This window comes from Enterobacter sp. RHBSTW-00994 (genome assembly GCF_013782625.1).
Lineage (GTDB): Bacteria > Pseudomonadota > Gammaproteobacteria > Enterobacterales > Enterobacteriaceae > Enterobacter.
Window position 1 is genome coordinate 3,289,437 of sequence record NZ_CP056199.1, and the last position, 21,113, is coordinate 3,310,549.

Consider the following 21,113-nt stretch of genomic DNA (forward strand, 5'->3'; position numbering starts at 1 on the left):
CTTACGGTAACAGGCTCTTGACGTCGATAGGCTTAGCTTCGTTCTCTGCTTCGCCTTTATCTTTGCCGTCGATTGCCATACCCGCCATCCGGTAGAAGTTATATTCCGGGTATTTGCCCGGACCGGAAATCAGCAGATCCTCTTTTTCGTACACCAGATCCTGACGCTTATACTCACCCAGTTCGAAGTCTGGAGTCAGCTGAATCGCCGTGGTTGGGCACGCTTCTTCACACAGGCCGCAGAAAATGCAGCGCGAGAAGTTGATGCGGAAGAATTCCGGATACCAGCGGCCATCTACCGTCTCTGCTTTTTGCAGAGAGATACAGCCTACCGGGCACGCTACCGCACACAGGTTACAGGCAACGCAGCGCTCCGCACCGTCCGGATCGCGCGTCAGCACAATACGGCCACGGTAGCGCGGCGGAAGATATACCGGTTCTTCCGGGTACATCTGGGTTTCGCGTTTGGCAAACGCGTGTAGGCCGATCATCCAGATACTGCGGATCTGGGTCCCAGCGCCTACCAATAGTTCTTTTAAGGTCATGGTCTATAGCCCCTTATGGCTGCTGCCAGAGAATGACAGCCGCCGTTACCAGCAAGTTGACGAGCGTTAACGGCAGGCAAACTTTCCAGCCGAAGGACATTACCTGGTCATAACGTGGACGGGGTAATGACGCGCGAATCAAAATAAACATCATCATGAAGAACGCGGTTTTCAGCGCGAACCAGATGAACGGCGGTAAGAACGGGCCATGCCAGCCACCAAAGAACAGCGTTACCATCAACGCGGAAATGGTGACAATACCAATGTACTCGCCCACGAAGAACAGACCGAATTTCATCCCGGAGTATTCAATGTGGTAACCGTCGGCCAGTTCCTGTTCGGCTTCTGGCTGGTCAAACGGGTGACGGTGACACACTGCCACCCCCGCAATTGCAAAGGTTACAAAACCAAAGAACTGCGGGATAACGTTCCAGATGTCGGCCTGGTTGTTGACGATGTCGGTCATGTTAAATGAACCGGCCTGCGCCACTACGCCCATCAGGGAAAGACCCAGGAACACTTCGTAGCTGAGCGTCTGCGCGGAAGCACGCATCGCACCCAGCAGGGAGTATTTGTTGTTACTGGACCAACCGGCAAACAGTACCGCGTAGACCGCGAGGCCTGCCATCATCAGGAAGAACAGAATGCCGATGTTCAGGTCAGCCACAACCCAGGTCGGGCTGACAGGAACGATAGCAAACGCCAGCAGCAGCGAGGTGAAGGCGATCATTGGAGCAAGCGTAAAGATGACGCGATCCGAGAAACGTGGGATCCAGTCCTCTTTAAAGAACATCTTGATCATGTCCGCAACCAGCTGGAGTGAACCACCCCAGCCCACGCGGTTAGGTCCGTAACGGTTCTGGAACAGACCGAGCAGACGACGTTCGCCAAAGCTCATGAACGCGCCACAGGTGACAACCACCAGCAGAATGACCACCGCCTTGAGAATGCTAATCAGAATGTCGATGAGATCCGGCGTTAACCAACTCATGCTTGTGCCTCCTGCAGATTATCCAGACGTGCGCCCGCCAGCACCGGAGCGATGCCCGGCATACCCATCGGCAGACCCACCTGACCCGCACTCAGAGCATCAGAAATGATCAGCGGCAAGCTGATTGTCTGACCTTCAACACTAAAGGAGATGTTCGATCCCGCATTCACGCCAAGCTTCGCGGCATCTGCCGCATTAAGCTTGATATAAGGCTTCGGCATACGCTGCTGGAAGACTGGAGAACGCTGGGACATCTCGTCACTACCAAACAGATGGTAGTACGGCGCGATACGCCAGTTGCCTTCCTGCGCTTCGAAGCTCGCCGGAACAGCAGTGAAATACTCCAACCCGGCGTCGGTCGCTTCGATCAGGCGGACACCCGGATCGCCATGACGTAAGGAGCCACCTACCTCAGCCTGGAATTTGTTCCATGCCTGCGGGGAGTTCCAGCCCGGAGCCCATGCAAATGGAACCTGTGAGCGAGGTGCTGACGGCTGGTTGTTCCCTTCCATCGAGAAGGCGAACATCGTGTCTTTATCCTGCGGCTGACGAGGTTCATGCACGCTGATGTTCGCACGCATTGCGGTACGACCACTGTAACGATGCGGTTCACGCGCCAGTTTCTGACCGCGAATGCGGAAGCTTGCGTCAGGCGCAGCATCTTTAATGCCAGCCAGTTGAGGCAGTTTCTCAACCACCGCGTCGATAACGTGGTCGAGTTGTGTCCAGTCCACCTCACGGCTCTGCACAGTGCTGTGCAGGGAGTGAAGCCAGCGCCAGCTTTCAAGCATCACGGTGTTGCTGTCGTAGTACGCTGGGTCATAAACCTGGAAGAAACGCTGGGCGCGGCCTTCGTTGTTGATAACCGTACCGTCGCTTTCTGCAAAACTTGCCGCAGAGAGCACCAGATGCGCTTTATCCATGATGGCCGTACGCTGATGGTCGATAACCATCACCAATGGTGCTTTAGAGAGCGCGGCGTCAACGCGTGCTGCAGAAGCATGACGATGCAGGTCGTTTTCCAGCACCACAACGGCGTCAGCAGAACCGGATTCCAGTTCACTTAACGCAGCTTCCAGAGAACCACCGCCAATCATACCCAGACCGATGCTGTTCACCGCGCGGGCAATCATGGTTACGCCAACATCCGCACCGCGACCTTTCAGGGCTTTAGCAACGTTTGCTGCCGCCTGAACGATCTCAGTGCTTCCTGCGTTTGTACCGGAAACGATCAGAGGTTTCTTCGCACCCGCCAGAGCCTGCACGATCACGTCGATCTTATTTTGCAAGTCACGATCCAGTCCTTCAACGGCTGGCGCGCTGTTATCCAGCGCATGTGCTATCGCAAAACCAAGGCGCGCCTGATCTTCAACCGGTGCGCAGTAAGTCCACGCAGCGATATCGTCCAGACGGGTGTTGTCGACGTTGGTCACAAACAGGGGATGCTTCGCGCGCTGGCCGATATTGAGGATCGCCGCAATCTGCCAGTCAGCTACTTTCTGTGCTGCTGCCATTTCACGGGCTTTCCCTTTCACTGCCTGACGAACTGCCAGAGCCGCGCGAGCGCCGGTCTGAGTCAGATCTTCACCCAGCACCAGGACCGCATCATAAGATTCAATTTCGCGCAGTGCTGGGGTATGAATACCGCCTTCACGCAGCACTTTCAGTACCAGTTGCAGACGTTCCTGCTCGCCCTGAGCGATACCGGTATAGAAGTTTTCTGCCCCAACCAGTTCACGCAGCGCGAAGTTGCTTTCGATGCTGGCGCGCGGGGAGCCAATACCGATCACCTTCTTAGACTGGCGCAGAATGTCTGCCGCGCCTTGCATCGCCTGTTCAGCGTTCAGGGTGATCAGGTCATCGCCACGGCGTTGAACCGGCTGACGCGGACGGTCTTTCAGGTTCACATAGCCATAGCCGAAACGGCCGCGGTCACACAGGAAGTAGTGGTTAACCGTACCGTTATACCGGTTTTCAATACGACGCAGTTCGCCGTAACGCTCACCGGGACTGGTGTTACAGCCAAGGGAACACTGCTGGCAGATGCTTGGTGCAAACTGCATGTCCCATTTACGGTTGTAACGCTCGGAGTGCGTTTTATCGGTGAATACGCCGGTCGGGCAGATTTCTACCAGGTTACCGGAGAATTCGCTTTCAAGCACTCCGTCTTCCGGACGACCGAAGTAGACGTTGTCATGTGCGCCATACACGCCCAGATCCTGACCGTCTGCATAATCTTTGTAGTAACGCACGCAGCGGTAGCAGGCGATGCAGCGGTTCATTTCGTGAGAGATGAACGGCCCCAGATCCTGGTTACGGTGAGTACGCTTGGTAAAGCGATAGCGACGGAAGCTGTGACCTGTCATCACGGTCATATCCTGAAGATGGCAGTTACCGCCCTCTTCACAGACCGGACAATCGTGTGGGTGGTTAGTCATTAACCATTCCACAACGCTTTCACGGAACTGTTTTGCTTCTTCGTCATCAATAGAGATAAACGTGCCTTCGGTGGCTGGTGTCATACAGGACATGACCAGGCGACCACGCGTGTCTTCCGCGTTTTGATATTGCTTCACCGCACACTGGCGGCAAGCACCGACGCTGCCCAGCGCCGGATGCCAGCAAAAATACGGAATATCGAGGCCAAGAGACAGACAAGCTTCTAGCAGGTTGTCCGCCCCGTTGACTTCGTATTCTTTGCCGTCTACATGAATCGTAGCCATTAGCATGCTTCCAGTTGGCTCAGATTAGCTCTGAGCGTTAATCAAAATTCTGTCTTTACCAGCGCGCTTTCAGCAGGTTCGGCTGAATACCATTGATAGAATGGGTATTGCTGAACGGCTGCTTGATGCCTGCTTCGAATTCGTCGCGGAAATATTTAATCGCGCTTTGCAGCGGCTCAACTGCACCGGGTGCGTGGGCACAGAAGGTTTTGCCTGGACCTAAAAATCGACACAGTTGCTCAAGTGTCTCGATATCGCCAGGCTGACCTTCGCCACGTTCGATAGCACGCAGGATCTTCACGCTCCACGGCAGACCATCACGGCACGGTGTACACCAGCCGCAGGACTCACGGGCGAAGAACTCTTCCAGGTTACGCACCAGCGATACCATGCCAATCTCGTGGTCGACGGCCATCGCCAGCGCCGTACCCAAACGGCTCCCTGCTTTACCAATGCTTTCGAATTCCATTGGCAGATCAAGGTGGGCTTCGGTCAGGAAGTCAGTTCCCGCCCCACCCGGTTGCCAGGCTTTGAATTTCAGCCCATCACGCATGCCCCCAGCATAATCTTCAAGAATCTCACGTGCGGTTGTACCGAACGGCAGTTCCCAGACGCCAGGGTTCTTCACACGACCGGAGAAGCCCATCAGTTTGGTTCCGGCATCTTTGCTTGAAGAGATGCCCTGATACCACTCCACGCCATTTGCGAGAATGGCCGGAACGTTACACAGGGTTTCGACGTTGTTTACACAGGTCGGTTTACCCCATACGCCGGAACTTGCCGGGAACGGTGGCTTGGAACGTGGGTTCGCACGGCGACCTTCGAGGGAGTTAATCAGCGCGGTTTCTTCACCGCAGATGTAACGCCCAGCCCCGGTGTGCACAAACAGTTCAAAGTCAAAACCCGTACCCAGAATATTTTTACCTAACAGACCGGCTTCGGTGGCTTCGGCAATGGCACGACGCAGATTTTCTGCGGCTTCGATATACTCACCGCGCAGGAAAATGTAGCCACGATACGCTTTCAACGCGAACGCAGAGATCAGCATGCCTTCAACCAACAGGTGTGGCAGTTGCTCCATTAACAGACGGTCTTTATAGGTTCCCGGCTCCATTTCATCGGCGTTACACAGCAGGTAACGGATGTTCATGGATTCGTCTTTCGGCATCAGGCTCCACTTCAAACCGGTGGAGAAGCCCGCACCGCCTCGCCCTTTCAGGCCAGCGTCTTTAACGACGTTAACGATCTCATCAGGCGCCATCCCGGAGAGAGCTTTACGCGCACCGGCATAACCATTTTTGCTCTGATATTCATCAAGCCATACTGGCTGCTTGTCATCACGCAGACGCCAGGTCAGCGGATGAGTCTCAGCAGTACGAATTACCGTTTTCATTTGTACTGCTCCAGCAGGTCAGGAATGGCTTCCGGCGTCAGATGGCTGTGAGTGTCCTCATCAATCATCATGGTCGGCCCCTTGTCGCAGTTACCCAGGCAGCAGGTTGGCAGCAGAGTAAAACGACCGTCAAACGTGGTTTGGCCAGGTTTGATATCGAGTTTCTTCTCAATCGCAGCCTGAATGCCCTGATAACCGGTGATGTGGCAAACAACGCTGTCACAATAGCGGATCACATGGCGACCAACCGGTTGGCGGAAAATTTGGCTGTAGAACGTGGCGACACCTTCCACATCGCTTGCCGGGATACCCAGCACGCTGGCAATCTCATAGATTGCGCCATCCGGAACCCAACCACGCTGTTTCTGAACGATTTTCAGCGCCTCAATGGACGCTGCACGCGGGTCTTCGTAGTGATGCATTTCGTGCTCAATGGCTGCACGTTCTGCCGCACTCAGCTCAAAAGCCTCGGTTTGTGGTTGTTGATTTTCGTGCATAATTAGCGGTCCACATCTGACATAACAAAATCGATACTACCCAGATACACAATCAGGTCGGAGACCAGACTGCCGCGGATAGCGGCCGGGATCTGCTGCAGGTGCGCATAGCTCGGAGTACGGATACGCGTACGGTAGCTCATGGTGCTGCCATCACTGGTCAGGTAGTAACTGTTAATACCCTTCGTCGCTTCAATCATCTGGAAGGATTCGTTGGCCGGCATAACCGGACCCCATGAAACCTGCAGGAAGTGTGTGATCAGGGTTTCGATATGTTGCAGCGTGCGCTCTTTCGGTGGCGGCGTCGTCAGCGGATGATCGGCTTTGAACGGGCCTTCCGGCATGTTGTTGAGGCACTGCTCAAGGATGCGCAGACTCTGGCGCAACTCTTCCACTTTCAGCATCACGCGGGTATAGCAGTCGGAAACACCGCCGCCAACCGGGACTTCAAAGTCGAAGTTTTCGTAGCCAGAGTAAGGACGGGCTTTACGCACGTCGAAATCAATACCCGTCGCACGCAGGCCAGCACCCGTTGTCCCCCACTCCAGCGCCTCTTTCGCGCCGTAAGCGGCAACCCCCTGAGAACGGCCTTTCAGAATGGTGTTACGCAGTGCTGCTTTTTCGTAAGAGGCCAGACGTTTTGGCATCCAGTCAAGGAATTCACGCAGCAGACGATCCCAGCCGCGTGGCAGGTCATGCGCAACACCACCGATACGGAACCAGGCCGGGTGCATACGGAAACCGGTAATTGCTTCAACCAGATCGTAGATTTTCTGACGATCGGTAAAAGCGAAGAAGACCGGGGTCATTGCACCAACGTCCTGAATGAACGTGGAGATGTAGAGAAGGTGACTGTTGATACGGAACAGTTCAGACAGCATCACGCGAATCACGTTAACGCGATCCGGTGTCACGATACCGGCCAGTTTCTCGACGGCCAGCACGTATGGCATTTCGTTTACGCAACCGCCCAGGTACTCAATACGGTCGGTGTACGGAATGTAACTGTGCCAGGATTGACGCTCACCCATCTTCTCAGCACCACGGTGGTGGTAACCAATATCAGGCACGCAGTCGACAATCTCTTCACCATCAAGCTGGAGAATAATACGGAATGCACCGTGTGCAGATGGGTGGTTCGGGCCGAGGTTAAGGAACATGAAGTCCTCGTTTTCGGTCCCACGTTTCATGCCCCAGTCTTCCGGCTTAAAGGTCAGCGCTTCCATCTCCAGATCCTGTTTGGCTTTAGTCAGCTCAAACGGATCGAATTCGGTAGCGCGCGCCGGGTAATCTTTGCGCAGCGGGTGGCCGGTCCAGGTCTGCGGCATCATGATGCGCGTCAGATGTGGGTGGCCGTCGAAGGTCATACCGAACATTTCCCAGGTTTCACGCTCATACCAGTTAGCGTTCGGGAAAAGTTTGGTGATCGTCGGCAGATGCATGTCGTTTTCAGACAATGCCACCTTGAGCATGATATCCGTATTACGGTCTATTGAGATCAGGTGGTAGAAAACGGAAAAGTCCGCAGCAGGGAGACCCTGGCGGTGCGTACGCAGACGTTCATCCATGCCGTGTAAGTCAAACAGCATGACGTAAGGTTTTGGCAATTTCTTTAAGAAATCGACCACTTCCAGTAATTGCTCACGCTTCACCCAAACAACGGGTACACCGGTGCGGGTGGCCTGAACAGTAAAGGCATCCGGCCCAAAACGGTTGCGCAGTTCGCCAATGACGGGGTCATCAAGATGGTCCCGGGTCTGCCATGCGGCTTCTTGCGCGGTTAAGTCGGTCATATTGTTCACCATTGCAAATGGTCTGTGGTGACTGTCGGGCGTAGCTTCGCGCTATTTGAATAGTGATATGCGAAGGTTATCTCCACCGCCCACAGGCGCACATTAAATTTCGTCAGGCGTACGCAGGTTGGTTACTGCTATACGTTCGCCGCGTTTACGCTCACGCTCGGACTGCATGTTGGCGCGATATACACCCTGATCACCAACCACCCAGGAGAGTGGACGACGTTCTTTACCGATCGACTCCTGCAGCAGCATCAGCGCCTGCATGTAAGCCTCCGGACGCGGCGGGCAGCCTGGGATATAAACGTCCACCGGGATGAATTTATCGACGCCCTGCACGACAGAGTAAATGTCGTACATGCCACCGGAGTTTGCACAAGCGCCCATGGAGATAACCCATTTCGGCTCAAGCATCTGGTCGTAAAGACGTTGAATAACGGGCGCCATTTTGGTGAAACATGTTCCAGCTACCACCATCAGGTCTGCCTGACGCGGTGAAGCACGCAGCACTTCTGCCCCAAAACGCGCAACGTCATGCACCGCAGTGAATGACGTCACCATTTCAACGTAGCAGCAAGAAAGGCCAAAGTTGTAAGGCCAGATGGAGTTCTTACGACCCCAGTTGACCATATCGTGCATGGCGTGTTCGAGCTTACCCATGTACACGCTTTTGTTGACTTCTTGCTCCAGGGGGTCGGTTACGATCTCCTGTTTTTGCAGGGGGTAACGGTCATTCTCACCGTTAGGATCTATGCGGGTGAGCGTATAATCCATCTTATTGCCTCGCTGTTACTGCTGACGATTAGAGATACTGTTTTCCGGGTTGATGTGTTCACGGCGTGAACGCACAGGTGTCCAGTCCAGCGCGCCGATACGCACCAGATAAACCAGACCGGCCAGTAGCACTAAAATGAAAATTGCGGCCTCGACAAAGCCTACCCAACCACTTTCGCGGATGGAGGTTGACCATGCGAAAAGGTAAAGCGCTTCCACGTCAAAGATGACGAAGAACATGGCCACCAGATAGAACTTGGCAGACAGGCGTAAGCGAGCAGACCCCACTGAATCAATACCTGATTCAAAAGGTGTATTTTTGTGCCTTGCGCGGGCACGACCGCCCAGGAACCAGCCGCCGACGAGCATCAGGCAGCACAGACCAATGGCTACAATAAGAAAGATTGCGAATGCCCAGTGATGAGCGATGACTTCTGTGGATGTTGACATACTCATTGCTTACTCATCAAAAGTGATATCTACAACACTGCTCTTGCTGGCAGATGGACATCACATCGATTCATGGGGAGGAACAAAATAACCTTACACTAACTGTCAGAAATGAGACATAGACAGCAAAATGATGTGGTTTTTTACTCCTTTCTATAACCTTTTGTCAACTTTAACAAAGGTTTCTTCACATTAAATTACATCAATCGATTCTCATTAACATTTCATGCCCTTTAACCCTGGTGGGTTGATGACTTTACGTCAACTGCATGCTGTTGAATCGTGTCCGTTTTGAAGTAAAAGTAATATTACCCTCCTATTTTGACAGGATTTGCCGCTGATTCCTCCCCCCAAATGGGAGTATTTTCTTGATCTGAGACACGCTTTTGTTAATTCAATCAAAAAAACGGCAACATATTTGCTGGTTTTTTAACATGACCGAATCAGTATGAAGATTGAATGTTAAAATGATTATTTTTTAAACAAACAGCCATATTGCATTGATAATTAAAAGATATTCAAATCACCTTCAGGATAAGAGTTACTTTTTTTGTCAAAAAAAAACCACTCCGCAGTAAAATTGCGCGAGTGGTTCTTTTTTACACTTACATTTTGTTACGAGAATTTTAGGTGGTTGATCACTCAAAGTCCCCTTCAACCACCAGCGAATCCCCCCCCTCTTCAGGAGTAACATTCTCGTATTGCCACGGATTATGGTAGTTCTCCATTGCCTCAAACACGACCTTCGCCAGTTCATTGTTACTGGAGGCATTGTGGCAAAGCAGATACTCCGTATCCGGAAGCGCTGGCAGACCGTCTGTTTTACCCAGGACACGGAGATCCGGGCTCATCATCTCTACTGGCCTCGCGGTTACACCAAGACCCGCTTTCACCGCCGCGCGTACGGCAGGCAACGTCGACGCAACGTAAGCCAGACGCCACGGTATATTGGCCTCATTCAGTGCAGCAAGCACCATATCGCGGAACGGGCTTGGATCATCCAGCAAGACCAAAGGAATCGGCTCACCTTTTTGCAACACATATTCGGCTGCGCAATACCAATGCGTTGGCGATGTCCGCAGCGTCAGACAATTAAATTGTCCAGGACGATGCGTTGTTACCACCAAATCAACTTCATTCTCTTTCAGCATATCAACCATAAAGGCATTACGTTTTACACTGACATCCAGAGCAAGCTTCGGATAAACCGAACTAATTCGATTGAGAAGGAACGGTAATATTGTATCGGCTGATTCATCAGATGCCCCTAACGTTAACACTCCCTGAAGATTGCTAAACATTAAGGACATACATGCTTCGTCATTAAAACGAAGTATTTTTCTGGCATAACCCAGAAGCTGAATACCATGTTCCGTTAAGAGTTTATTACGCCCATGGCGTGCAAAAAGCTCTTTGCCAACCAGTTGCTCCAGCCTCTGCATTTGTTGGCTGACGGCGGACTGGGTACGGCAAACGGCAGCAGCAGCTGCTGCAAAAGTGTTGAGATCGGCGACCGCAACAAACGTTCTCAGCAGATCGAGGTCGAGATTCATTATCGGACGATTTGCATTTATCATATCTATTCACTTACAGGTTGCTCGTGCGGAGCTGCCCGGGTTGAAGCTGTGTGTAACAGTTTAGCAATTCCTTCTGAAGGATTTCCCTCGCATCCCGGCCCGGCAGACTGCCTGACAGATAGTTATTGTCCCGCTGTATATCAACAGTCAGAAAGCACGTTTCATGACGTTATTTTTATTATCTTAAAGATTCAGGATATTTAGATGTTTGCAGGCTAATGTAAATTCCATTAAAGAAAAGAACATCCTTCCTGCCATCTTTATCGCAGCGCTGTCAATGTAGCAAGATGTTGCTTCTACACACCAGCCAGAGATAACTCTAACAATAACAATCAACTAATCAAAAAAAGCAGATTAAGATATACAAAAAACAGGTATCTCTCATCTCCCTTCCCGAAAGACATCTTAACCCAAATCCATTTTATTTATAAGTATTATTGCAATATTCAGGATTTAAATGTGTTGATAACTGGATAAACTCACTTTATTAAAATTAACGAAATTTGTGATTTCATCGTTAATAATAAATAAAGTTTAATTTAGATTAAGATTATTCATTAATAATGCTTAACATTATTTTTACATGCGCAACGTTTAGCTCAGGTTATCTATTACAGAGACCGGTTAAACAGAATTCAGATTTTACGAAAAGTCACTGGCAGCAACTGTCGCATTTCAGACCATCACTACAATATCGATTTATTTTTACCAGAGCATAGTTTCTTAAAAATAGAAATATACAGCATAAAATATTAACATTATAAAATTTAGTGAAATTTTAAAAAAGCAAATTCGCCTGCAAATAGCAAAATAGATCCCAAAGATTTTCGCGCATTGGACAAAATCTTCTACTGCACACCCTTCAAAATGTGCCGAGGTGGGAGTACATTGTTCCGTGCTGACTTCCACGGCAGGGAGTGGCAATAATAGCGAAAAAGGTTAAAGGTTCATGTCCCCTATCGAAAAATCCAGCAAACTAGATAACGTCTGTTATGACATCCGCGGCCCGGTTCTTAAAGAGGCCAAGCGCCTGGAAGAAGAAGGCAACAAGGTTCTAAAACTCAATATTGGTAACCCCGCGCCGTTTGGTTTTGAAGCGCCGGATGAGATCCTGGTTGACGTGATCCGCAACCTCCCTACCGCGCAGGGGTACTGCGATTCCAAAGGACTCTATTCCGCACGCAAAGCTATTATGCAGCATTATCAGGCTCGTGGAATGCGTGATGTCACCGTCGAAGATATCTATATTGGCAACGGTGTTTCCGAACTTATCGTGCAGGCCATGCAGGCGCTGCTCAACAGCGGCGACGAAATGTTAGTTCCTGCGCCCGACTATCCACTGTGGACCGCTGCCGTGTCGCTTTCCAGCGGGAAAGCCGTGCACTATCTGTGTGACGAGTCATCCGACTGGTTCCCGGATCTCGATGATATTCGAGCAAAAATCACACCGCGCACACGCGGTATCGTGATTATCAACCCGAACAACCCAACCGGCGCGGTTTATTCTAAAGAATTGCTGATGGAGATCGTGGAGATCGCCCGCCAGCACAACCTGATCATCTTTGCCGATGAAATCTACGACAAGATCCTGTATGACGCGGCTCAGCACCACTCTATTGCCGCGCTAGCACCTGATTTGCTGACCATAACCTTCAACGGCCTGTCAAAAACCTATCGTGTTGCTGGTTTCCGTCAGGGATGGATGGTACTAAACGGGCCAAAAAAACATGCCAAAGGGTATATCGAAGGCCTGGAAATGCTCGCCTCTATGCGTCTTTGCGCAAACGTCCCGGCGCAGCATGCTATTCAGACCGCGCTGGGTGGGTATCAGAGCATCAGCGAATTTATCATCCCCGGTGGTCGTTTGTATGAGCAACGTAACCGTGCATGGGAATTGATTAATGATATTCCTGGTGTCTCCTGCGTGAAGCCAAACGGTGCGCTATATATGTTCCCGAAAATTGACGCGAAACGCTTCAATATTCATGATGATCAGAAAATGGTCCTCGATTTCCTGCTTCAGGAAAAAGTGCTGCTGGTTCAGGGAACCGCATTTAACTGGCCGTGGCCAGATCACGTACGCATTGTCACCCTACCACGGGAAGATGATCTGGAAATGGCGATTAATCGTTTTGGTCGCTTCCTCTCTGGATATCATCAGTAATCTTAATATCAGGCTACTTCGGTAGCCTGATTTGCATCTTGCCTCCCCTCCCCGCACAATGAAGTCTGTCGCAGTGAAGACAAAAGGTAACCTATGAGTCAGAGCCATTTCTTTGCCCATCTATCCCGTCTTAAACTCATCAACCGCTGGCCGCTAATGCGTAACGTGCGTACAGAAAACGTGTCGGAGCACAGTCTTCAGGTGGCTATGGTGGCCCATGCACTGGCCACAATCAAAAACCGTAAATTTAACGGACAGGTCAACGCAGAACGCATTGCCCTGCTGGCGATGTATCATGATGCTTCTGAAGTACTGACCGGTGATTTACCTACTCCGGTGAAATATTTCAACTCGCAAATTGCCCAGGAATATAAAGCGATTGAAAAAATCGCGCAGCAGAAACTCATCGACATGGTTCCTGAAGAATTACGCGATATTTTTGAACCGCTTATTGATGAACACAGCTATACGGAAGATGAAAAATCACTGGTCAAGCAAGCAGATGCTCTGTGTGCCTACCTGAAATGTCTGGAAGAGCTCTCGGCCGGGAATAACGAATTTTTGCTGGCCAAAAGCCGACTGGAAAAGACTCTGGAAGCACGTCGCAGTGATGAGATGGATTATTTTATGCAGGTCTTTGTGCCAAGCTTTCATTTATCGCTGGATGAGATCAGCCAGGATTCTCCACTTTAGCTTTTCGCCCAGCAGCGCTGCGCTTGCTGGGCCTACAAAACTGAATCGCGGGCCGGGTCAGACGCCGCCGCCCGGGCACATTCTCAGAACGGGAATAGCACCGGAATCAGCACCACGCACACCAGCATGACCAGTATCGTAAAAGGCACGCCTATCTTCACAAAGTCGCTGAATTTATAGTTTCCCGGCCCCAGCACGAGTGTGTTAACCGGTGACGAAACGGGCGTCATAAAGGCCGCCGATGCCGCCATCGCAACCATCATCGCAAACGGATAAGGCGAGACCTCCATCGATTTTGCCATTGCCAGCGCTATCGGGGCCATTAATACGGCAGTCGCGGTATTCGAGATAAATAGCCCAATCGACGCACACATGACAAACAAACACACCATCATCATATATGGTCCATAGCCGCCACCGACATCCATCAATCCTTTGACAACCAGATCAACGCCGCCCGTCTTTTGCAATGCCAGTGCAAAAGGCATCATCCCAACGATGAGAATAATACTCGGCCAGTGAATCGCTTTATAGGCGCTCTCCGCGTCAATACAGCGGAATTTTCCCATCAGCAGGCACGCTATAATTGCCGCTACAGGGTTGGGGATCTCATCAGTTAGCATCAGAGCAACCATCAGCACCAGGCAAAAAATAGCATGAGGAGCCTGACTGTGTGCGGGTGAGGCATCACTCTCTTCAACCGGCATATTGAGCACCACGAAGTCGCGCCCTTTTTGCCCAAGCTGGCTGATCAGCTTCCAGTTTCCTACCACCAGGAAAATATCCCCCAGCAGGAGAGGCTCATCCACTACCGCGCCTTCCATTGCCACGCCATCGCGCTTCAGGCCAACAACATTAAGACCATAACGAGTGCGGAATCCCATTTCACGAACCGTTTTGCCCAGTAGCTCCGATTCCGGAATGAGCGAAACTTCAGCCATCCCTACATCCAGCGCCTGGTCAGAGAAATATTCACCGCGCAGCACCATCGGCTCAAGCAGTTGTTCACTGCAAAACTCGCGCAGGTCAACATCTGCTGTCGACATATCAATCAGAAGGACATCACGCGCCCGAAATTCAGAAACGCCGTTAACATTCACGATCACCCGACGAAACCGACGCCACCGTTCAACGCCAATCACGTTCGCACCGTAACGCTCGCGTAATTTCAGGTCATCCAGCCGCTGGCCTACCATCGGTGAACCCGGTCGAATCGCTAAACGACGTGCCCGCCCCGTCAGGCGGTACTCTTTGATCAGATCGCGGAATGTGCGTCGTTTCCAGCCATCTTTGGACTTGTCCTGCTTTTCCCCCTTCAGGGCAAAGCGGGTCAACAACATATAAAGGACACCCAGAACCAGAATCACCAGCCCAAGCGGCGTTACGCTGAAAAAGCTGAACCCCTGCAAACCTTCTCGCAGGAGTTCACTGTTTACAACGAGGTTTGGCGGTGTTGCCACCAGCGTCATCATGCCGCTGATGAGACCGGCAAAACTCAACGGCATCATCAGGCGTGAAGGCGATGTCTGCATACGCATCGAGACGCTGAGCACCACCGGAATGAAGATGGCAACGACGCCCGTGGAACTCATAAATGCGCCGAGGCCAGCCACGGTCACCATCAGGTAGACCAGCATTTTGGTTTCGCTATTACCCGCAACTTTAACCAGCCAGGCCCCCATAATCGTTGCCACACCAGTGCGCACCAGGCCGTCGCCGATAATAAACAGGGCGGCAATCAGAATGACGTTGGGATCGCTAAAACCAGAAAACGCCTCAGAAAGTGAGAGTGTGCCGCTCAGAACAAACGCGACAATAACAAACAAGGCAACGGCATCCATGCGTACCTTGCCAGTAGCAAAGAGAATGATGGCGATTAACAGCAGGCTTAAGACCCAAATCAGTTCACCGTTCACAACATATCCTTGTCAGAGAGAGGAGAAAGGATTCTGCCATAAAAAGGCCCCATCAGTGTGGGGCTATATCATAGGATTATTTATTCAGCGAGACAGTGACACACCCATCTGCTGACTTAGAAACGGAAAGAACCGTCAATGTGTCGAGCACGAAATCCGCTTCATCCAGACGTGGGGAATCCGCAGGTACGTTCACAGCGATGACATGACTCCCGGCGTTTAACCCTGCCAGAACCCCTGCCGCCGCATCTTCAACTACGACACAGTCCGCGGGTGCAAGCCCCAGCAGTTCTGCTCCCAGTAAAAAGGCATCTGGCTCAGGTTTGCCCCGCGTGACACGCTCCGCAGTGATAAACACTTCTGGCTTCGGTAAGCCCGCCGCTTTATGACGCGCGTGCGCGACAGGAACAGAACCGGAAGTGACGATCGCCCACGGGATCTGCGCTTCATTTAAATGCTCAAGGAGCTCAAGAGCACCCGGCAACGCCGTGATCCCATCAGTGTCCGTGGCTTCAATCTGCTCCAGGTATTTGAACTCAGCCTGAATCTCTTCCTCGGTTTTTCCCGCTAAGAAATGCCGTAAAGACGTAATGGCCTGTTTGCCATGGATAAAATTCAGTACTTCCTGATGGTCGATGCCATGCCTGTCGGCCCAATGACACCACGAACGCTCAACAACCGGCAGCGAATCCACCAGCGTACCGTCCAGATCAAACAGAAAACCTTTACACTTCACACGCACCTCCCTCAGGCATTAATAATTTGTTGAATTTCGTTGCTGCTCAAATGGTACTGGCGTGGGCAGGAGTGCCATACACTTAACATTCGCTGATATTTCTCCCACATCGGCGTTTGGGCATTAAACCCGTGCGTACCGGCATCAAAGTGGGTATAGCGCCCTTCGGTATTGACCATGAAACGCACATAACTCAGGTAGCGTGCCTCCGTCGCGGCATCAAAGCCGAGGAAAGTCACACGACGCTCATCAATGGTCTGTGCATCTTTAAGATTGGTCCATGACACATGTAGCGCGTGGTACATCTCCATGATGTCGATAACCGTACGGCAGGTTTCTTCTTTCAGTTCACCAAACTCACGGTCCAGCTCGCGCATTTGCAAACCGAAACCGCGTTCGACGATCGTCTGCAAGCGGCTGTAGCGCTCAGCGTTATCGGGATCAAGCATAGTCATCATTTTGTACTGGTTTGACAAAATCAGACGTTGAGCATGGGTCATTTCCATCTTGCGACTCCTGTAGCGCATTGCACTTGAAAAAAAAGACACGGTAACGGTTTGTTACTGTGCCTTCTTTTATTCATCGTTTCGATGATCAATCACAAATCATCGAGGAATGTTTTATCAAGTTGTTTAAATGCTCGCTTGAGGGTATCGGCTAATGCCTGGTAATCCGGCTTACCTTCTACCGGAGCCAATGCCTGCCCTGCCTCCTCAAGTTTTCCACGCACTTCGTAAAACCAGTGTAAAATAGTAGGCGGTAGCGGCGTCACTGAACGTTTGCCTAACCACCATAGTCCCTGCATGGGCAAACTGAGCGCAAACAACGCGGTGGCCACAGTGGGACCAAGTTGGCCGCCTAACGCAATTTGCCAGCACAGCGTAAAGACGGCGACCGGTGGCATAAAGCGTATCGCATACCGCGTGGCGCGAATGACGCGGTTTTCAACAAACATAGGCGCAAGGCGCTTTTCCATGGGCCACGTCTTTGCGTAATGCTGGCCCCGACGAAACAGGCTAAAGAAGCTCACGGAGGGGATCTCAGGTGTCGACATGGCTGTACCTCAACTTCACATATAAAAATTAAAATTTTCGTGCAAAACCACAACAAGCTATGACAACGTTCAAAATATTTTGTCATCGCTACCCAGTATCGGGTATTCTGTGCCAGCCTCATAGGCCTTAGACGAGAATCGTAAACTCGTCAAATTATCGCATATTATGCCATTGTCTGAAAATTGTTCAAAATGGCATAAAATCATATGGATTTCTTCCATCATGCCAGAATGTTCTTCTGACATGATGTTAATCATAAATGTCTGAGTCATCTTGCGTTACGCTTCACGACTCACTGACGTTTTTTTAGCCACGTATCAATAATAGGTACTTCCATGTCGAGTAAGTTAGTACTGGTTCTGAACTGCGGTAGCTCCTCACTGAAATTCGCCATCATCGATGCGCTTAACGGTGACGAGTACCTCTCTGGTTTGGCCGAATGTTTCCATCTCCCAGAAGCACGTATCAAGTGGAAAATTGACGGCAGCAAACAAGAAGCGGCTTTAGGTGCAGGCGCCGCTCACAGTGAAGCGCTGAACTTTATCGTTAACACTATTCTGGCACAAAAACCAGAACTGTCTGCTCAGCTGACTGCGATTGGTCACCGTATCGTCCATGGCGGCGAAAAATACACCAGTTCCGTGGTGATCGACGAATCTGTTATTCAGGGCATCAAAGATTCTGCCTCTTTCGCACCGCTGCATAACCCAGCACACCTGATCGGTATCGCTGAAGCGCTGAAATCCTTCCCACAGCTGAAAGACAAAAACGTGGCCGTGTTCGATACCGCGTTCCATCAGACTATGCCGGAAGAATCCTACCTCTACGCCCTGCCGTACAGCCTGTACAAAGAGCATGGCGTACGTCGTTATGGCGCACACGGTACGAGCCACTTCTATGTGACTCAGGAAGCGGCAAAAGTACTGAACAAACCGGTTGAAGAACTGAACATCATTACTTGCCACCTGGGCAACGGTGGTTCTGTTTCTGCTATTCGTAACGGTAAATGTGTTGATACCTCCATGGGTCTGACCCCACTGGAAGGTCTGGTAATGGGTACGCGCTCTGGTGATATCGACCCGGCGATTATCTTCCACCTGCACGACACCCTGGGCATGAGCGTTGATCAAATCAACAAAATGCTGACCAAAGAGTCTGGCCTTCTGGGTCTGACCGAAGTCACCAGCGACTGCCGTTATGTTGAAGACAACTACACCGACAAAGCTGACGCTAAACGTGCAATGGACGTTTACTGCCACCGTCTGGCGAAATACATCGGTTCTTACACTGCACTGATGGAAGGTCGTCTGGATGCAGTAATCTTTACTGGTGGTATCGGTGAGAACGCCGCAATGGTCCGTGAACTGTCCCTGGGTAAACTGGGTGTTCTGGGCTTCGAAGTGGATCACGAACGTAACCTGGCTGCCCGTTTCGGTAAGTCTGGCTTCATCAATAAAGAAGGCACTCGCCCGGCTCTGGTTATTCCAACCAACGAAGAGCTGGTCATCGCGCAAGACGCGAACCGCCTGACTGCCTGATTCCACACCGCCAGCAATGCTGGCGGTGCTGTTTTGTATCCCGCCCAAATCTGGCGGTAACGAAAAAGAGGATAACCCGTGTCCCGTATTATTATGCTGATCCCTACCGGAACCAGCGTCGGTCTGACCAGCGTCAGCCTTGGCGTGATCCGTGCTATGGAACGCAAAGGCGTTCGTCTGAGCGTCTTTAAACCTATCGCCCAGCCTCGTGCCGGTGGCGATGCACCAGACCAGACTACCGCCATTGTACGTGCCAACTCCAATCTGCCAGCGGCTGAACCGTTGAAGATGAGCCACGTTGAGTCTCTGCTGTCCAGCAACCAGAAAGACGTGTTGATGGAAGAGATCATTGCCAACTATCACGCGAATACCCAGGACGCGGAAGTGGTGCTGGTTGAAGGTCTGGTTCCGACGCGCAAACACCAGTTTGCTCAGTCTCTGAACTTCGAAATCGCCAAAACACTGAATGCGGAAATCGTCTTCGTGATGTCCCAGGGTACTGATACTCCGGAACAACTGAAAGAACGTATCGAACTGACCCGCAGCAGCTTTGGTGGCGCGAAAAACAGCAACATCACTGGCGTTATCGTTAACAAACTGAACGCCCCTGTTGATGAACAAGGCCGTACTCGCCCTGATCTGTCTGAAATCTTCGATGACTCGTCTAAAGCGAAAGTGGTCAAAGTGGATCCGGCTAAACTGCAGGACTCCAGCCCACTGCCAGTACTGGGCGCTGTGCCATGGAGCTTCGACCTGATTGCTACCCGTGCAATCGACATGGCGCGTCACCTGAATGCGACCGTCGTTAACGAAGGCGACATCAACACCCGTCGCGTGAAGTCTGTTACCTTCTGTGCACGTAGCATTCCGCACATGCTGGAACACTTCCGCGCAGGCTCCCTGCTGGTGACCTCTGCTGACCGCCCTGACGTGCTGGTTGCAGCGTGCCTGGCCGCAATGAATGGCGTTGAAATTGGCGCGATCCTGCTGACCGGTGCATACGAGATGGACCCACGCGTGAGCAAGCTGTGTGAACGTGCATTCGCGACTGGCCTGCCGGTATTCATGGTGAACACCAACACCTGGCAGACCTCCCTGAGCCTGCAGAGCTTCAACCTGGAAGTTCCGGTTGATGACCATGAGCGTATCGAGAAAGTTCAGGAATACGTTGCAAGCTACATTAATGCTGACTGGGTTGAATCCCTGACTGCGACCTCCGAGCGTAGCCGTCGCCTGTCTCCGCCAGCCTTCCGTTATCAGCTGACTGAACTGGCGCGCAAAGCGGGCAAACGCGTTGTTCTGCCAGAAGGCGACGAACCACGTACCGTTAAAGCGGCAGCTATCTGTGCAGAGCGTGGCATCGCCACCTGTGTGCTGCTGGGTAATCCAGATGAAATCACCCGTGTTGCTGCATCTCAGGGCGTTGAACTGGGTGCGGGTATCGAGATCGTTGATCCAGAAGTCGTTCGCGAAAGCTATGTTGCGCGTCTGGTTGAGTTGCGTAAGAGCAAGGGCATGACCGAAGCCGTTGCCCGCGAACAGCTGGAAGACAATGTGGTACTGGGTACGCTGATGCTGGAACAGGACGAAGTTGATGGTCTGGTTTCTGGTGCTGTTCACACCACCGCAAACACCATTCGTCCACCGTTGCAGCTGATCAAAACTGCACCGGGTAGCTCTCTCGTTTCTTCCGTGTTCTTCATGCTGTTGCCTGAACAGGTTTACGTTTACGGCGACTGTGCGATTAACCCGGATCCAACAGCAGAGCAGCTGGCCGAAATCGCCATCCAGTCAGCAGATTCCGCGATTGCCTTCGGCATCGAACCGCGCGTGGCAATGCTCTCCTACTCTACCGGCACATCAGGTGCGGGTAGCGATGTAGAGAAAGTCCGCGAAGCGACGCGTCTGGCACAGGAAAAACGTCCTGACCTGATGATCGACGGTCCGTTGCAGTACGACGCCGCGGTTATGGCTGATGTAGCGAAATCTAAAGCGCCGAACTCTCCGGTTGCAGGTCGCGCTACCGTGTTCATCTTCCCGGATCTGAACACTGGTAACACCACCTATAAAGCCGTACAGCGTTCTGCTGACCTGATCTCCATCGGGCCAATGCTGCAAGGTATGCGCAAACCTGTGAACGACCTGTCTCGTGGCGCGCTGGTAGACGATATCGTCTACACCATCGCACTGACTGCGATCCAGTCCTCACAGCAGCAGTAATTTTTGACTGTACGAAAAAGGCGACCTGATGGTTAATGCCGATCAG

17 protein-coding genes are annotated in these 21,113 nt (G+C 51.7%); 4 read left to right on the forward strand and 13 right to left on the reverse strand.

Annotated elements, in window-relative coordinates; all coding sequences use genetic code 11:
* Window position 1 precedes the first annotated feature (1 nt).
* The 9 genes from nuoI to lrhA all read right to left on the reverse strand — a co-directional run bounded on the left by nuoI (window position 2) and on the right by lrhA (window position 10,745).
* The gene (nuoI, locus tag HV346_RS15755; protein WP_181620221.1) at window positions 2-544 is read right to left on the reverse strand and encodes an NADH-quinone oxidoreductase subunit NuoI; all 543 of its coding nucleotides are present in this window, start codon (window positions 542-544) and stop codon (window positions 2-4) included.
* A 13-nt stretch (window positions 545-557) separates the two neighbouring features.
* The gene (gene nuoH / locus HV346_RS15760; RefSeq protein ID WP_181620222.1) at window positions 558-1,535 is read right to left on the reverse strand and encodes an NADH-quinone oxidoreductase subunit NuoH; all 978 of its coding nucleotides are present in this window, start codon (window positions 1,533-1,535) and stop codon (window positions 558-560) included.
* On the reverse strand, window positions 1,532-4,258 hold the full coding sequence (nuoG, locus tag HV346_RS15765) for an NADH-quinone oxidoreductase subunit NuoG (RefSeq protein ID WP_181620223.1): 2,727 nt from the start codon (window positions 4,256-4,258) through the stop codon (window positions 1,532-1,534). The genes nuoH and nuoG overlap by 4 nt, the downstream gene beginning before the upstream one ends.
* 55 nt (window positions 4,259-4,313) lie before the next feature.
* A complete protein-coding gene (nuoF, locus tag HV346_RS15770) occupies window positions 4,314-5,651 on the reverse strand; it encodes an NADH-quinone oxidoreductase subunit NuoF (protein WP_181620224.1) in 1,338 nt (445 codons plus the stop codon).
* Complete coding sequence (gene nuoE, locus HV346_RS15775; RefSeq protein WP_181620225.1) at window positions 5,648-6,148, reverse strand: NADH-quinone oxidoreductase subunit NuoE; 501 nt, start codon at window positions 6,146-6,148, stop codon at window positions 5,648-5,650. The genes nuoF and nuoE overlap by 4 nt, the downstream gene beginning before the upstream one ends.
* 2 nt (window positions 6,149-6,150) lie before the next feature.
* Window positions 6,151-7,953 (reverse strand): NADH-quinone oxidoreductase subunit C/D, encoded by a 1,803-nt coding sequence (nuoC, locus tag HV346_RS15780; RefSeq protein WP_181620226.1) that lies wholly within the window; start codon window positions 7,951-7,953, stop codon window positions 6,151-6,153.
* Between the two features lie 90 nt (window positions 7,954-8,043).
* Entirely contained in the window at window positions 8,044-8,718 is a 675-nt protein-coding gene (gene nuoB / locus HV346_RS15785; RefSeq protein WP_003861482.1) for an NADH-quinone oxidoreductase subunit NuoB, read from the reverse strand.
* 15 nt (window positions 8,719-8,733) lie between these two features.
* Window positions 8,734-9,174, reverse strand: coding sequence for an NADH-quinone oxidoreductase subunit NuoA (nuoA, locus tag HV346_RS15790; protein ID WP_014071109.1), 441 nt, complete (start codon window positions 9,172-9,174; stop codon window positions 8,734-8,736).
* A 632-nt stretch (window positions 9,175-9,806) separates the two neighbouring features.
* Window positions 9,807-10,745, reverse strand: coding sequence for a transcriptional regulator LrhA (gene lrhA, locus HV346_RS15795; RefSeq protein WP_181620227.1), 939 nt, complete (start codon window positions 10,743-10,745; stop codon window positions 9,807-9,809).
* Window positions 10,746-11,694: 949 nt separating this feature from the next.
* Here lrhA and alaA point away from each other — a divergent pair.
* A complete protein-coding gene (alaA, locus tag HV346_RS15800) occupies window positions 11,695-12,909 on the forward strand; it encodes an alanine transaminase AlaA (protein WP_181620228.1) in 1,215 nt (404 codons plus the stop codon).
* A gap of 93 nt (window positions 12,910-13,002) precedes the next feature.
* Entirely contained in the window at window positions 13,003-13,602 is a 600-nt protein-coding gene (gene yfbR, locus HV346_RS15805; RefSeq protein ID WP_181620229.1) for a 5'-deoxynucleotidase, read from the forward strand.
* An 83-nt stretch (window positions 13,603-13,685) separates the two neighbouring features.
* On the opposite strand, the gene HV346_RS15810 is transcribed toward yfbR, so the two are convergent.
* The 4 genes from HV346_RS15810 to yfbV all read right to left on the reverse strand — a co-directional run bounded on the left by HV346_RS15810 (window position 13,686) and on the right by yfbV (window position 17,308).
* Window positions 13,686-15,518, reverse strand: coding sequence for an SLC13 family permease (locus HV346_RS15810; RefSeq protein ID WP_181620230.1), 1,833 nt, complete (start codon window positions 15,516-15,518; stop codon window positions 13,686-13,688).
* Between the two features lie 76 nt (window positions 15,519-15,594).
* A complete protein-coding gene (locus HV346_RS15815; protein WP_181620231.1) occupies window positions 15,595-16,254 on the reverse strand; it encodes a sugar phosphatase in 660 nt (219 codons plus the stop codon).
* Window positions 16,255-16,265: 11 nt separating this feature from the next.
* The gene (locus HV346_RS15820; RefSeq protein WP_181620232.1) at window positions 16,266-16,760 is read right to left on the reverse strand and encodes a YfbU family protein; all 495 of its coding nucleotides are present in this window, start codon (window positions 16,758-16,760) and stop codon (window positions 16,266-16,268) included.
* A gap of 92 nt (window positions 16,761-16,852) precedes the next feature.
* Window positions 16,853-17,308, reverse strand: coding sequence for a terminus macrodomain insulation protein YfbV (yfbV, locus tag HV346_RS15825; RefSeq protein ID WP_181620233.1), 456 nt, complete (start codon window positions 17,306-17,308; stop codon window positions 16,853-16,855).
* A gap of 336 nt (window positions 17,309-17,644) precedes the next feature.
* On the opposite strand from yfbV, the gene ackA reads away from it, so the two are divergent.
* Together ackA and pta are read left to right on the forward strand one after the other, a co-directional pair.
* Entirely contained in the window at window positions 17,645-18,847 is a 1,203-nt protein-coding gene (gene ackA, locus HV346_RS15830) for an acetate kinase (RefSeq protein ID WP_181620234.1), read from the forward strand.
* Window positions 18,848-18,925: 78 nt separating this feature from the next.
* Window positions 18,926-21,067, forward strand: coding sequence for a phosphate acetyltransferase (pta, locus tag HV346_RS15835; RefSeq protein ID WP_181620235.1), 2,142 nt, complete (start codon window positions 18,926-18,928; stop codon window positions 21,065-21,067).
* The last annotated feature ends 46 nt before the right edge of the window (window positions 21,068-21,113 follow it).